Source organism: Streptomyces sp. NBC_00076 (assembly GCF_045041235.1).
Lineage (GTDB): Bacteria > Actinomycetota > Actinomycetes > Streptomycetales > Streptomycetaceae > Streptomyces.
This window is the reverse complement of record NZ_CP108242.1, coordinates 10,478,852-10,493,107: the sequence shown is the minus strand read 5'-3', so window position 1 is coordinate 10,493,107 and position 14,256 is coordinate 10,478,852. Positions and strand designations below refer to the sequence as shown.

Sequence of the window (14,256 nt, the reverse complement as noted above, 5' to 3'; positions counted from 1 at the left end):
TCAGCGCCCCTGCCACTTGGGCTCGCGCTTCTCCAGGAACGCCGAGACACCCTCGCTGGCGTCCTCGGAGTTGAGCGCCACGCCCACGGCGAGGTGCTCCATCACCATCAGCGACTGGGTGTCGGCGTCGAGGCTGCGGTCGATGGTCATCTTGGTGAGCCACATCGTGAACGGGCTCTTGTCGGTGAGGTCACCGATGAAGTCCTCGACCGTCTCGTCCAGTTTGTCGGCCGGGGCGGACTTGTTGATCAGGCCGAACTCGGCGGCCTCGATGCCGGACAGGAGCTTGCCGGTGAGCATCAGCTCCTTCGTCTTGCGGATGCCGATCATGCGCGGCACGCGGTAGATCGGGCCCGCGCCGCCGAACAGCGAGCGGCGGATGTGGAAGTCGCCGATCTTGGCGTCGTCCGCGGAGATGGCGAAGTCGCAGGAGATCATGATCTCGAAGCCGCCCGCGGTGACGTAGCCCTCCAGGACCGCGACGGAGGGGGTCTTCATCGAGTAGAGGCGGTCGCACACCTTCGCGGACTTCACCGCGACCTCGATGGCGGTCGACTTGCCGACGAAGTCCGCCTTGAGGCTGTCGAGGTCGAACCCCGAGCAGAACGTGCCCCCACGACCGCGGAACACCAGGACTCGCAGCTCGGGGTCCTCGTCGACCTCGGTGATGATCTCGTCGAGCCGGTCCAGGATCGGCACCGTGACGCAGTTCTTCTTCCACGGTCGGTTCAGCCAGACGCGGGCGACATGACCGTCACGCTCGAACTGGATTTCGTCTTCCACTGCCATCTCAGATCCTCCAAACTGAACTGAATTCACTACGAGTTTGCGGAGGTGTTGATCCACTGTCAAGCCCCTTGCCGAGATTGCCCCGGCGGACGTCCACCGGTCCGCCCGGCTCAGCCCCCGCCGGCGCCCGGAATGTCCACGAGGACCTTGAGCCGTCGTCCGTCCCGGACGTCGTGCAGCCCGGCGAGGGTGTCGTGGAGGGGGATGTGGTCGAGCCAGCCGTCCGTCGGGTAGCGACCGCTCGCCATGTGCTCGATGACCCGCTCGAAGACCCCGTCCGGGTAGGCCTCGCAGCCGAGCAGGGCGAGCTCGGCCAGGCGCACCACGGACGCGTCGATGGCCACCGGGCCGGAGTACAGGGCCACCATCACCACCGGTGCCCGGGCGGCCAGCGAGCGGATCGCGGCGTTCAGCGCATCGGCTCGGCCCGAGCATTCGACGGCGGCGTCCACGCCACGGCCCGCGGTGAAGGCCATGACCTCCTCGGCCACGTCGGCGGCGCCGGGGTCGAGCACCCGGGCCCCGTGCCGTTCGGCCGCCGCACGGCGTGACGGCGAGGGCTCCACCATCAGCACGTCCTTGACACCGTGCGCCTTGAACGCGAACAACGCGCCCATCCCGACCGCGCCCGCACCCGTCACCAGCGCGCTGCCACCACGGGGCGCGCAGGCCCTCTCCACCGCGTTCAGGGCCACCGCCATCGGCTCCACCAGGGCGCCCTGCTCCAGCGGGACACCGTCGGGCAGCTGATGCACCGAGTCGGCCGGCACGACCACGTACTGGGCGAGGCCGCCTCCCGGGGCGGTCACACCGATCGCCGCCAGGCCCGTGCACAGGTGGGACAGCCCCGACGTGCAGCGCGGACACGCCCCACAGGTGCGGATCGGCCGTACGCAGACCCGGGCGCCGGGCGCGACCCGGTCGACGCCTTCACCGCAGGTCACCACGGTCCCGGCGAACTCGTGCCCCAGGGTCTGCGGGAGGGTGGCACCGGTGAGCGGGTTGGGTACGTGCGTGGCCCGCGGCGTCTCGAAGTACTCGTGCACATCGGTGCCGCAGATCCCCGCGTACGCCACGCGGATCTTCACCTCGCCCGGTCCCGGATCGGGCTCGGGCATGTCCTCGATCCGCAGATCCTTGGTTCCGTACAGCCTGGCGGCCAGCATGCTTCCTCCTCGGTGTCGGTCCCGTACGACACCCTTGAGGTTGCCACCGAACTGAACTGACTTCAATAGAAAGCATGTGACCCTCACCTACTTCGGTTCAGTAGGGAAGGGCTCGATCCGGCCCCATCCGCTGCGCGCCGCCGGGCCAACCTGGACCGCGAGAGCGGCCGTGGATTCTGCGTGTACGGGCCCGAGCACATGTCGTCCCTGTGCGTGAGCCGGCAGCTGGTCATCCAGCTGCCGGCTCACGCATGGGGGGAGGACTGCGACCGAAAACGCCCGCCAGTGCCTCGCCAGGACAGGTCCGCGCGGCTTCGTCGCAGTCGTCCGGCGGCCTGAGGGTGGGTCTACATCCGCTGCTCACGATGCCTTCGGCGCGACCGCCTCCGCAGCCGCACGCCCCTCCGCGAGGGCGTGCGCGATGCGGCGCGGTACGACACAGTCGCCGATCGCGCGGACGGTCTGGCCGTCGGCCGCGGTGAAGTCCGGGCGTCGCGGGCGGCGTTCGCCGACGGTCACCAGGATGTCGGCGGCGAGGCGCGTCTCGTGGCCGTCCATGACGTTGCGCAAGCGCAGTTCACCGGCCGTCGTGGCCGTCACGGTGTTCATCGCGGCGATGCGGAGCGGCGCGCCGGTGAGGCGGTTCATCAGCTGGGTGCGGTTCTCCGGTGACAGGCCCGTCGCGAACCCGGTGCCGGGGGTGACTACCGCGACCTCGCGAGCACCCGCCGCCAGCGCGCTCTCGACGGCGCTGATGCCCTGCCACCAGCCGAAGCCGTCATCCAGGACGGCCACCCTGGGCGCACGCGGCACGATGTCTGCGTACTGGTCGAGGAAGTCCGTGCTGGTGAGCGTGCGCAGCTCGCCCGGGACGGGGACGACCGTCTCCGCGGCGCCGGTGGCGAGCACGAGCTGGGAGTACTCGGCCAGTTCGGCGGAGGTCACGGACGTACCGAGCAGCACGCGCACGCCGAGGTCGGCGAGCTGGTCGCGCTGGTATGCGACGAGCTTCTGCCAGCCGGAGCGGTGCGCGGCGAGTGAGGCGAGACGCGCCTGGCCGCCGGTCTCCCGGGCGCTGTCGTAGACGACGACCTCGGCTCCGGTACGGGCGAGGGCCATGGCGCACTCCATGCCCGCGGGGCCCGCACCGAGGACGGCGACAGGTCCGGTGCGGGATGCGCGCCGGGTCAGCAACAGCGGTACGGCCGGGCGGGACGTGGCTCCCGGCGGGCCCAGGTCCGGGTTCACCGAGCAGGATCCGGTGGGCTCGAAGGTCCGGCAGCCCTCGTTGCAGCCCGTGCAGGGGCGTACGGAGCGTTCGTCGCCCGCGATCACCTTGCGGGCGAAGTCCGGGTCCGCCATGAAGGGTCGTGCCATGCCCACCAGGTCGGCCCCCGAGTCCAGGGCCCGCTCGATGTCGGCCACCGACCGGAACCCCTGGCTGATCAGCAACGGCACCGCCACCGCCGTACGCAGCCGGGCCACCGACTCCAGCAGGGGCGGGCTGGTGGTGGCCATGCCGGGGACGTAGGTGTTGCGGACGCCGGTGGTGACGTTGGCGTAGGCGAAGGGCGATGCGTCGTACAGGCGCGGAAGCAGCTCGGTCAGGTCGTCCAGGCCGAGTCCGGAATGGTCGCCGGGTTCCACCGACACCCGTACGCCGATGGGGAGTCGGCCGATCTCCGTGCGGATGGCGTCGATCACCTGGGCGAGCAGGGCGATCCGGTCGCCGTACTCGTCGTCGCGGGTGTTGTTGACGCGGGAGAGGAACTGGGCGAGCAGGTAGCCGTGGCCGGCGTGCAGTTCGACGCCGTGGAAGCCGGCCTGCACACTGTTCGCCGCCGAGACGCGGAAGGCGTCGACGACTCGGCGCACTTCCTCCGAGCTCAGCGGGTGGGGCGCGGTCGCCTCACGGGGGGAACGGACCGCGGCGGCGGAGACCGGAGGATAGTAGGTGCCCGCGCCGAGGGTCTCGCGGCCGAGGTGGACGAGTTGTGCGACGGCCACGGCACCGCCGTCGGTGATGGCCTCGGCCCGGCGGCGTACGGCGTCCTTGATCTCGGGGCGCCATGCCTCGGTCAGGTAGCGCTGCGGCAGGGTCGACTCGGGGGCCACGGCGGTGCCTCCGGTGATCACCATCCCGGCGCCGCCCCGGGCCAGGCGGCGCCAGTAGGCCGCGTCGGCGTCGGTGGGGGCGCCGTCGGCGACGGCGGCGGTGGCGTGGGCGGTGGCGACCAGGCGGTTGCGGAGGGTGAGATCACCGAGGGTGAACGGCCTGGCGAGGGTGAGGTCGGTGCTCGGCGTCATGGGGTTCTCCGTGTCCGCTCAGGCCGCGGGCCGCGTGGTGAGGCCGACGAGTTCGGCGAGCCGGGTGCGGTGGTGGTCCGCGGTGCCGAACAGCACCTCACTGCTGCGTGCCCTGCGCACGTAGAGGTGTGCCGGGTGCTCCCAGGTGAAGCCGATCCCGCCGTGCAGCTGGACGTATTCGGCCGTGGCCAGGCGGTAGGTCTCGGAGCAGACCGCGGCGGCGGCGCTCGCGGCCACCGGCAGTTGCGGTGACACGAGGGACACGCAGGCGGTCGCGTACGCGGATGCCGAGCGTGCTGCTTCCAGGGCGACCAGCACGTCGGCCAGCCGGTGCTTGACCGCCTGGAAGGAGCCGATGGGGCGCCCGAACTGCTCGCGCTGGGCGACGAATTGAACGGTGGCGTCCAGCGCGTGGCCGCTGCCGCCGACCTGCTCGGCGGCGAGCGCGGCCCGCCCCGCGTCGAGCGCCCCAGTCACCTCACCCGACTCGCCCACGGGTGTGGCCGGTGCGCCACGGAAGTCCACCAGCGCCTGGCGGCGCGTCTCGTCCAGGACACGGCGAGGTGTCCGCGGGCAGGTGTCCTCGGCCGGCTCGCAGGCGAACAGCCGGGTGCCCTCGGGGGTTCGGGCCCGGACCACGATCAGATCCGCGCCGGCTCCGTCCAGTACGAAGTCGGCCGCCCCGCGCAGCACCCACCCCGGCCCGCTCCGCTCGGCGCCGACGCCGGGCTCGGCCTCGTCGAATCCCGCCACCGTGGCGGTGAGCGTGCCGTCCGCGATCCGCGGCAGATAGCGCGCGCACGCCTGCTGGTCCCCGCTGTTCAGCAGGGCGTGCGCGGCGAGGACCACCGTGGGGAGCAGCGGCGCGCAGTACAGCGCACGCCCTGACTCCTCCAGAGCCACGGCCAGTTCGGCGAAGGTGAAGCCGGACCCGCCGAACTCCTCGGGAATCGCCAGGCCATGCACCCCGATCTCGCCCGCGAGCCGCGCCCACAGCGTCTCGTCGTGTCCGCGCGGGGTGGCCAGGTGCTTGCGGACGTCCTCGGGACCACTCTCCTCGGTGAAGAAGTCCCGCAGGACCGTGCGCAGTTCCCGCTGTTCCTCGGTCTCGGACAGCAGCTGGGGGTCGATGTCGGGGTGACGGTGGTGCATGGGGTCTCCATCGTGCTCGGGTGGCGGAGAGGGAGTGGCGACTGGACGAGGACTGAGGTCAGTTGGCGGAGCCGCGCGTCCCGGGACCGGTTCCGTGCGGAACGTTCCTGGTGACCGACTCGGGAAGCTCTTGGCTCGGGTCGATCGAGATCGTCTTCGTCTGCAGGTACTCCTCCACGGCGTAGGGACCGTGCTCGCGACCGATCCCCGACTTCTTGAACCCGCCGAACGGCGAGCCCAGGTCGGCCGCGAACGTGTTGACCGAGAACGTGCCGGTGCGCACGCGTCGGGCGACCTCGAAGCCGTGTGCCGCGTCCGCCGTGAACACGGAGCCCGCCAGCCCCAGGTCACTGTCGTTGGCGATACGGACGGCGTCGTCCTCACCGCGGTGCGGGATGAGCGAGGCGACGGGCCCGAAGATCTCCTCCCTGGAGACCCTCATGTCGTTGTGGGCGTCGGTGACGAGCGTCGGCTCGTAGTACCAGCCTCGCTCCAGGTACGACGGGCGGCGGCCACCGTAGGCGATCGTCGCACCCTCCTTGCGCGCCACAGCCACGTAGTACTCGACGCGTTCGCGCTGGCGCGACGTGACCAGCGGTCCGACCACGGTGTCGGCTTCCATGGGGTCGCCGATCTTGAGCGACGCGAAACCGTCGGCCAGTGCCTCCGCATAGGCGCGGTACTGGGACTCCGGGACCAGGAGCCGTGACAGGGCGACGCAGCTCTGGCCCGCGTTGGTGCCGGCGGTGGCCCCGACGAGGGTGGGCAGCACGTCCTCCAGCTTCGCGTCCTCGAGGACGATGGCCGCGGACTTGCCGCCGAGCTCCAGCACGCACGGTCGGACGAGTTCTCCGCAGGCCGCGGCGATCTTGGCGCCGACCTCGGCCGAGCCGGTGAAGCTGACCATGTCCACACCGGGGTGGCGCACCAGGTACTCGGACTCCGGGGCGCGCGCCGCGACAATGTTCAGGACACCGGGCGGCAGGCCGATCTCCTCACAGATCTCACCGATGACGAAGATCGCCAGCGGGTTGGGTTCGGTGACCTTGACGATGACGGTGCAGCCCGCGACCATCGCCGGCCCGGCCTTCTGGCCGATCGCCGGGAGCGCGAAGTTGTACGCCGGGAAACTGGCGACCACGCCGACGGGTTCCTTGACGACCAGGCTGGCACCCGCCATGGGGATGATGCTGCCTCCCGCCGACTTGCCCGCGAGCGAGGAGAGGTCGCTGATGCGTACCTCGGCGGTCTGCAGGCTTCGGCCGATCTCGGCGGAGTAGTTGAAGCTCATGACGGGCGACACCGCCTGGTAGACCTGCGACAGGAACAACGTGCAGCCGAGCTCTTCGGTGATCAGCTCGGCGAGCTCGGTCTGCCGCCTCTCGATCCCGTCGGCCAGACGCGAGAGATAGCCCGCTCGCTCCGCGGGGGTGAGCCGGGGCCACTCCCCCTCGTCGAACGCGCGCCGCGCCGCGGCGACCGCGGCGTCGATGTCCTCCCTGGAGGCGGCCGGGACGCTCCCGATGCGCTGCTCCGACCTCGGGGAGATCACGTCGAAGCGGTCCGTGCCCGAGGCCGCTCTCCACGCCCCGTCGATGAAGAAGGCCTTGTGATCGATCGTTGTCATCTCTGGCTCCTGCGAGGGTGGTGATGTCGTCGAACGACATGGTCAAGTGCGGTAAGTCGGTTGGGTGGCGGTGTCCGCGGCCGTGAGGCCGAAGACGAGGGCCGCGGCGAGGCTGCCCGCGTACGCGCGGTGCCACAGGCCGCCGGTGTCCGATCCGGCGGCGAGGAGTCCCGGGATCGGCCGGCCGTCGTGGCCGAGCACGCGGGCCTGGTCGTCGATGCGTACGCCGTGGAACGGGAAGGTGAGGGCGGGCGCCGTCTCGATGACGTAGTACGGCGGTTCGTCCAGCGGCAGGGGGTCCAGCTCCCGGCCGGGCGAGGGCGCCGATCCTGCCGAGGCGTGCTCGTTGAACAGCTTGACGGCGTCGCGGACGGTCTCGCCGTGGTAGCCCCATTCCTCGGGCAGGTAGGCCAGTTCGTCGAGGTCTTCGGCGAGCCCGACATGGCCCCCTCGCCTGCTCGCGAGGGCGAACTTGTCGACGGCGACGGCACCCTCGACGTACGAGCCGATGATCCAGTCGCGGAAGACGCGGGCGTCGGCGATCAGGAGACCGCGGCTCTCGGGCTGGTCGAGCAGCGCCATGGCCGTGAGGTGGTCGCCCAGCGTCTCGTCGACGAACCGCTCGCCCCGCAGATTGAGGAGCAGGGCGTGCTCGCTGTAGTAGAGCGACATGTCGACGAAGTCGGCGGGGTCGGCGAACGGGATGCCGCTGGGAATGAGGTGGCCGTAGAAACCGGCGTCCTCGTGACCGGTCGCCGCGCCGGCCTGGGTGGCCAGACGGTAACCGCCGCCGCGGCTGTGCGGGTTGGAACGGAGCCGCATCCGGTCGGCGTGGGGGTGCACGTGCGCGGTACGGAGGGCGGGGTCGCCCTGGAAACCGCCGGTCGCGACGAGTGTGGTGCGGGCGCGCACATGGCTGCGTGTGCTGTCGGCCGCTCTCAGGTCGGCTCCGACCACGGCTCCCCGCTCCACCACCAGACGTTCGGTGTGGGTCTCCAGCAGCAGTTCGCCGCCGCCTTCGACGATCAGTCGCCGGCAGGTGTCGATGTAGTGGTTGGTGTCGAACTGGTGCCCGCGGCCGAAGCTGAGAACGCGTTGTGCGTCCTTGGCCTCCACGCCGACGGAGCGGATCCAGGAGATGCCGTCGGCGAAGCGGTCCACCAGTGCGCGCTTCAACTCGCGGTCTCCGCGCGGATTGTGCTGGTCCATGACCTCGTGGCTCGGGGCGGTCCACGCGTAGCCGGCGAAGCGTGCCGAGCCGCCGACATCCGCACCGATCTCGACGATCGCGACGGACAGACCGCTTCGGACGGCACGGGCGCCGGCGGTGAGCCCCGCCATTCCCGCACCGATGATCAGCAGATCCACGTCTTCCGTGCGCACGCCACTCTCCTCAGGCAAAAGGGAAACCTCGCTACGGGATCCGGGCTGGCTCAGCCCTGTGGGACCGGTACGGCGGCATCGTCCTCCCCGTCGAAGTAGGCCTGTTCGGCGCGGGCGAGGAAGGTCGGGTCGGCGGGTTCGCCACGGACCGCGATGCCTCCCTCGTGGAGCACGACCACCTCGTGGCAGGCGGACGCGGCACGGCCGAGGGACTGCTCCAGCAGGACGATCGTCATGCCCTCGCGGGCGAGCCGGCCGATACGGGCGTACACCTCGTCGGCCATCGCGGGGGACAGCCCGAGCGCCGGTTCGTCGACGATCAGCAGGTCCGGCTGTGCCATCAGGGCCCGGGCGATCGCCAGGACCTGCTGCTCGCCTCCGGAGAGCCCGGCGGCAGGTATCCCCATGCGCTCGCGCAGTCGCGGTGGCAGCCACTGCGTGGTCTCCGCGAGCCGCGCTCGCAGTTCGGCCCCCCGGATGCCTGCGGCGTAGGCGGCGACCTCCAGGTTCTCGCGCAAGGACAGCGTCTTGAACAGGGCGCGGCCCTCGGGCACCAACGCGGTGCGCAGGTCGCCTCCGGCGTTGCGCCGGCCCCGGGTGGGCGGGAGGGTGCCGTGCAGGATCCGGCCCAAGGTGCTCTTGCCCGCGCCGTTGGCGCCGACGACTCCGAGCACGCTGCCCCTGGGAACGGTGAGGCCGACCTCACGCAGCGCGGTGACCCCGCCGTAGGCGTGGCCCACTGCGTCGAGGTGCACGGCCGGGCTCTCGGTGCCGTCGCGGGCGGGGAGTTCGTCCCGTGTGCCTCCCTCGCCGAGGTAGGAGGAGCGCACTCGGGGGTCGTCCAGGATGTCGCCGGGGTCGCCCTCGCCGATCGGCCGGCCGAAGTCGAAAGCGACCACCCGATGGGCCACGGCGAACAGGTCGTCGAGGACGTGGTCGATGATCACGACCGCTGTGCCGTGTTCCTGTTGCCGCACGATCTGCCGCGTCAGCAGCGTACGTTCGGTGGCGTCGAGGCCGCCGAACGGCTCGTCCAGGATGAGCAGGCCGGGTTCCTCGGCGAGTGCCCGGGCAAGGTCGAGGCGCTTGTGCAGGCCGAACGGCAGCTCGGCCGGGTAGCGGTCCGCGACGTGCGCGAGACCGAAGCGGTCCAGGAGCTCGGCGGCCCTGTCCCGGTCGTGCGCGGTGATACGGCGACGGGTGCAGAGCACGTTCTCCAGGACGGTCAGCTCGGGGAACGTCTCGGCGTGCTGGAAGGTACGCCCGATGCCGAGCCGGCGGCGGGCGGTGGCACGGCTCTTCAGCAGAGCCTTGCCCGCGTAGTGGGCGCTGCCCGCCACCCGTCCGCCCCCGACGAGCCCGGACAGGACGTTCAACAGGGTCGTCTTTCCGGCGCCGTTGGGCCCGATGATGGCGAGGGTCTCACCGGCCCGCACGGACAGGGACGCGCCCTCGAGCGCTTTGAGCCCGCCGAAAGTGACCGCGATGTCCTCAAGACGCAGCACTTCGTCCGCGGTTGCCGCCGGTGCCGGCACGCGCTGCGGGGACTCCTCCGACGGCTCCACCGGTGTCGCGGGGCGCGCGGACGGCCGTCGCAGCAGCCGCCGCGCCGTCCGCCCGAGGAAGAGGACCACTCCGCCCGGCAGGAACAGCAACGCGGTGATGAGGACGACCCCCTGAAGGATGGGCTGCGCCACTCCCGCGCTTTCGGCGACCGTAGGGGCCCAGGTCAGGTACGCGCCGCCGACGACCGCGCCCAGCAGCGTGCCCGCGCCGCCGAGCACGCACGCGGAGATGAGCGCGATCGCCAGTGCCAGGGAGAACGGGTCGGGGCTGACGAATCCGACGACCAGGGCGAGCAGCACCCCCGCGATGGCGGCGAACACGGCACTGACCGCGAAGGCCAGCGCCGACTGGGCCTCGGGAGCGATCCCGATCGAACGGGCGGCCATCGGATGGGACTTGGCGGCGACCAGCCGCATCCGCAGGGCGCTGGGCCGGGCCACCGCGCCCACGGCGAGCGCGATCCCGGCCGTGCCCACCGCGAGGTACTGCGCCTGGGTGCCCGCGCTGGCCAGCGTGCCGAGACCCAGGGCACTGTGCAGTTTCTCCATCGGAATGCCCTGGTCGCCACCGGTCACTCCGGTCCACTGGCCCATGACCTCCAGCGACACCATGGTGAACGCGAGCGTGAGCAGCGCGACGTACAGCATCGAGAAGCGGGCCCCCGCGGCCCCCAGGAACGCCCCGAAACCCGCGGCGCACACGGTCGCGCCGAGCAGCACGAGCTCCAGCGACCAGCCGTGTGTGCTGCCGTATGCCGCGAAGTAGGCGCCCAGGGCGAAGAACGCGGGGTGGGCGATCGACCAGATGCCCGCCCATCCGGCGAGCAGATTGACCGAGAGGACGAGGATCGTGTAGACGGCCGCGAGACCCACGGAATACGCCTGGTAGGGCGGGATGGCCCCGGTGTTCAGCACGATGAGGAGCACTGCCGCGGTGAGCGGCCCGAGCGCCGCCCTGGCGATGGTGGAGCGGCTGACGAGCGAGAGGGTGGAACGGCTGACGAGGGAGTTGCTGGAACGACTGACGAAGGACATGTACCGCTCCCTCAGACCCGCTGGAAGGTGCGTACGCCGAACAGCCCCTGCGGGCGGATCAGCAGCACGAGGATGGTGAACGAGAAGACGAACGTGTCGCGGTAGCCGGCCGAGACATAACCTGCCGCCAGGTTGTCCAGGACGCCGACCGTCAGCCCGCCGATGACGGCCCCGTACATGCTGGTCAGACCGCCGAGGAAGATCCCGGCGAAGGCGCGGAACAGCGGCGCGCTGAGCACGGTCGGCACCAGTCCGGCCCGGGGCGCGTACAGGAAGGCGGCGAGTGCCCCGAGGCCGAGCCCGAGCGCCCAGGCGATCCGGGCGATGCGCTGGGAACCGAGGCCGAGGATCCGTGCCGTGTCGGCTGACTCGGCGACGGCGCGCATCGCGGTGCCGATGCTGGTGCGTCCGAAGAGGTACGCCACCAGCGCCATCGCGACGGCGGCCACCGCGATGGTCAGCAGGCTCTGTGCCGGTACGGCGGCGCTGCCAAGGGATACGGAGCCCTCCACCAGGCTCGGGAAAAGCCGTGGCTGGTCGTCCCAGATCGTGCTGATGGCGCTCTCCGCGATGAGCGAGACGCCCATGGTCATGACGAGCGCCGAGAGGAGTTCCCCCTGTGCGAGCGGCCTGATCACCGCTTCCCGGGCCACCAGGCCGACCGCCGCGGTCGTGACGATCGCGGCCACGGCGGCCAGCAGCAGGGGCAGACCCCGCTCGTTCAGCGCCAGCGCCGCGTACAACCCGACGGTCGCCAGGCTGGCGAGGGCGAAGTTGACCACATCGGTCGCCCGATAAATGATCACCAGCCCGAGGCCCATCAGGCCGTACACCGCACCACTGGCGAGACCACTCACCAGGATGAGCAGGAACTGATCCACGTCGACCGTCTCCTCGCACCCAGACCCGCGCGCCCGGCACGCTCAAGGTCACCCGCGCGCATTACAAACTGAACTCAATTCATGAACCGTAAGCAACGGGCCGGGGAGGGGCAATACCCCTGCACGAGTTGATTCGAGCGCTGTCGACCATGGAGAGCCGGGGCCGACGACCCCACCGGGACCGCCACAGTGGCGGCCTGCGACGGGTGGCCGACGGCCCCCGCCCGGTCAGGTCGTGAACCGGCCGCCGTTGGCCAGCAGCACGGCGCCGACCAGGTTCGCCGAGGCCTCGCTCGCGAGGAAGAGGGCGATGTCGGCGATCTCCTCGGGCGTCGCGTAAGGGCGCACCCGGGGGTCGGCGAAACCGCTGCGCAGGACCTCGGGCGTGCGCGCCGCCATCCCGGTCTCCGTCGGGCCGGGCGCGACCACGTTCACCCGGATCCCGGACGCGATGACCTCCTTGGCCACCGCCTGACTCAAGGCGTGCACCCCCGCCTTGGAGGCCGCGTAGTGGGGATAACCGACCGGGGTGTCGAAGGCCGAGGAGGAGCCGATGACGACGATCGCACCCGCCCCCACCGGCCGCATCGCCCGTACCGCGGCCCGCAGCACATGGAAGGTGCCGTCCAGGTTGACGCGCGTGACGCGCCGCCAGGCCGCGTCGTCGAGCCGGTCGGTCACCTCGACGGGACGCCCCTCGACCAGGGCGTCCGCGATGAGCCGCTTGGCCTCCGGGTCGTCGACGCCCGCGGCGTGCACGACGACGTCCAGCCCCCCGTGTTCGCGCAGTACGTCCTCGACAACCGCGTCGACCGCGGCGGCGTCCGCCACGTCGAGCGGCACCGCACGGCCGGCCGTCAGCTCCTTGGCGACGACCGCGGCACCCGCGCCGTTCACGTCCGCGACGACCACGGCCCGCGCCCCCTCGGCGGCCACCTGCCTGGCGACCGCCGCCCCCATTCCGGAGGCGGCACCCGTCACCAGTACGACGCTGCCCTCGAACCTGGCCCCTCGCTCGTTCCCGTCCATCCCGCGCACTCCCTCTCGGCCGCGTTTCGGCGTCGACCCAATCGTTACTGAACTGACTTCACCTCTGTTACCGTCACCATCGGCCAACTGACAAGACCCGGGACGGTGTGCATGCAAGCGGTGCGGCTTACTGAATGGGGACGGGAACCGGCGCTCGCCGAGCTGGAGCGCCCCATCCCGCGCGGGACCGAGGTACTGGTGCGGGTGGAAGCCGCGGGGCTCTGCCAGTCCGACGTCCATGTCATCGACGCGGCCGAGGGAGCACTCCCCTACCGGCCGCCGTTCACCCTCGGCCACGAGGTCGCCGGTCATGTGGCGGCCCTCGGCCCCGACACCGAAGGTATGGCGGCGGGTGAACGCGTGGTGGTCTACGGCCCGTGGGGATGCGGGAACTGCACCCGCTGTGCCGCCGGTCGGGACAACTACTGCGACCGCCGCGGCGGCCTCGGCTGGCACGGGGTCGGGCTCGGCCGGGACGGCGGGATGGCCGAGTACCTCCTCGTCCCCTCCGCCCGCCACCTGGTGCCGATCGGTGACCTGCCCGCCACGCAGGCGGCGCCGCTCTCCGATGCGGGCCTCACGTCGTATCACGCCCTCGCCGGAGTGCGGCACGCGCTCGGCGAGGGCACCGTCGCCCTGGTCATCGGTGTCGGCGGGCTCGGGCACCTGGCCGTCCAGATGGTGCGTGCGACCACCCCGAGCCGGGTGCTGGCGGTCGACATCCGCGAGGAGGCGGTGGACCTCGCCCTGCGGTCCGGCGCGCATCTCGGCGCCCCGATGGGGGCGGACACGGCCAAGGTGCTCAGGGCGGAGACCGGCGGTGTGGGAGTCGACGCCGTACTCGACTTCGTCGGCAACGAGGCGACGTTCGCCCTAGCCGTCCAACTGCTGCGCCCCGGCGGGGAGTTGGCGGTGGTCGGCAGCGGAGGCGGCCGACTGACGGTACGCAAGCCGGGCTTCCTTCCCGCGGGTTTCCGGCTCTCCCTGCCGTTCTGGGGCACCCGCCCCGAACTCGCCGAGGTCATCACCCTCGCCCGCGCGGGCTCACTCCACGTCGAGACGGAGCAGTTCCCCCTGTCCGCCGCACCCGAGGCATTCGACCGGCTGCGCCAGGGGCGCGTGCGAGGTCGAGCGGTTCTGCTGCCCGACTGACACGCGTCTCCTGTCTCTCTGCTGATGGACGTTGATTGCCGCTGATTGAAGAGACGCGATCAATCGTGTGCACAACTGTTGCCTGCCGGACCCGACGCGCTTACATTCACCTGAACTGAACTCAGGTTGCACGGCATGGAGGCACGGCGTGAGCCGTCGCCCGGTCGACA

General features: G+C 71.3%; 10 protein-coding genes. 1 reads left to right on the top strand and 9 read right to left on the bottom strand.

Annotated elements, in window-relative coordinates:
- The 9 genes from OHA64_RS46810 to OHA64_RS46770 all read right to left on the bottom strand — a co-directional run bounded on the left by OHA64_RS46810 (nt 1) and on the right by OHA64_RS46770 (nt 12,934).
- Nucleotides 1-789, bottom strand: a complete 789-nt coding sequence (locus OHA64_RS46810) for an enoyl-CoA hydratase/isomerase family protein (RefSeq protein WP_405623439.1) — start codon at nt 787-789, stop codon at nt 1-3.
- A 110-nt stretch (nt 790-899) separates the two neighbouring features.
- Nucleotides 900-1,955 (bottom strand): alcohol dehydrogenase catalytic domain-containing protein, encoded by a 1,056-nt coding sequence (locus OHA64_RS46805; RefSeq protein WP_405623437.1) that lies wholly within the window; start codon nt 1,953-1,955, stop codon nt 900-902.
- Between the two features lie 360 nt (nt 1,956-2,315).
- Nucleotides 2,316-4,262, bottom strand: a complete 1,947-nt coding sequence (locus tag OHA64_RS46800) for an FAD-dependent oxidoreductase (protein WP_405623435.1) — start codon at nt 4,260-4,262, stop codon at nt 2,316-2,318.
- Nucleotides 4,263-4,280: 18 nt separating this feature from the next.
- Complete coding sequence (locus tag OHA64_RS46795; protein WP_405623433.1) at nt 4,281-5,414, bottom strand: acyl-CoA dehydrogenase family protein; 1,134 nt, start codon at nt 5,412-5,414, stop codon at nt 4,281-4,283.
- A gap of 58 nt (nt 5,415-5,472) precedes the next feature.
- Complete coding sequence (locus tag OHA64_RS46790) at nt 5,473-7,041, bottom strand: aldehyde dehydrogenase (protein WP_405623431.1); 1,569 nt, start codon at nt 7,039-7,041, stop codon at nt 5,473-5,475.
- A gap of 42 nt (nt 7,042-7,083) precedes the next feature.
- A complete protein-coding gene (locus OHA64_RS46785; protein ID WP_405623430.1) occupies nt 7,084-8,424 on the bottom strand; it encodes an FAD-binding protein in 1,341 nt (446 codons plus the stop codon).
- Nucleotides 8,425-8,474: 50 nt separating this feature from the next.
- On the bottom strand, nt 8,475-11,024 hold the full coding sequence (locus tag OHA64_RS46780) for an ATP-binding cassette domain-containing protein (RefSeq protein WP_405623429.1): 2,550 nt from the start codon (nt 11,022-11,024) through the stop codon (nt 8,475-8,477).
- Nucleotides 11,025-11,035: 11 nt separating this feature from the next.
- Entirely contained in the window at nt 11,036-11,905 is an 870-nt protein-coding gene (locus OHA64_RS46775; RefSeq protein WP_405623427.1) for a branched-chain amino acid ABC transporter permease, read from the bottom strand.
- 228 nt (nt 11,906-12,133) lie between these two features.
- Entirely contained in the window at nt 12,134-12,934 is an 801-nt protein-coding gene (locus OHA64_RS46770; RefSeq protein WP_405623425.1) for an SDR family NAD(P)-dependent oxidoreductase, read from the bottom strand.
- Between the two features lie 111 nt (nt 12,935-13,045).
- Between OHA64_RS46770 and OHA64_RS46765 the strand changes: the two genes are divergently transcribed.
- Entirely contained in the window at nt 13,046-14,086 is a 1,041-nt protein-coding gene (locus OHA64_RS46765; protein ID WP_405623423.1) for an NAD(P)-dependent alcohol dehydrogenase, read from the top strand.
- Nucleotides 14,087-14,256: the final 170 nt, after the last annotated feature.

What these genes read in the sequence shown, in the direction of transcription:
- OHA64_RS46805 (WP_405623437.1), bottom strand. Translation starts at nt 1,955, where the DNA reads ATGCTGGCCGCCAGGCTGTACGGAACCAAGGATCTGCGGATCGAGGAC.
- OHA64_RS46780 (WP_405623429.1), bottom strand. Translation starts at nt 11,024, where the DNA reads ATGTCCTTCGTCAGTCGTTCCAGCAACTCCCTCGTCAGCCGTTCCACC.
- OHA64_RS46800 (WP_405623435.1), bottom strand. Translation starts at nt 4,262, where the DNA reads ATGACGCCGAGCACCGACCTCACCCTCGCCAGGCCGTTCACCCTCGGT.
- OHA64_RS46765 (WP_405623423.1), top strand. Translation starts at nt 13,046, where the DNA reads ATGCAAGCGGTGCGGCTTACTGAATGGGGACGGGAACCGGCGCTCGCC.
- OHA64_RS46790 (WP_405623431.1), bottom strand. Translation starts at nt 7,041, where the DNA reads ATGACAACGATCGATCACAAGGCCTTCTTCATCGACGGGGCGTGGAGA.
- OHA64_RS46795 (WP_405623433.1), bottom strand. Translation starts at nt 5,414, where the DNA reads ATGCACCACCGTCACCCCGACATCGACCCCCAGCTGCTGTCCGAGACC.
- OHA64_RS46770 (WP_405623425.1), bottom strand. Translation starts at nt 12,934, where the DNA reads ATGGACGGGAACGAGCGAGGGGCCAGGTTCGAGGGCAGCGTCGTACTG.
- OHA64_RS46810 (WP_405623439.1), bottom strand. Translation starts at nt 789, where the DNA reads ATGGCAGTGGAAGACGAAATCCAGTTCGAGCGTGACGGTCATGTCGCC.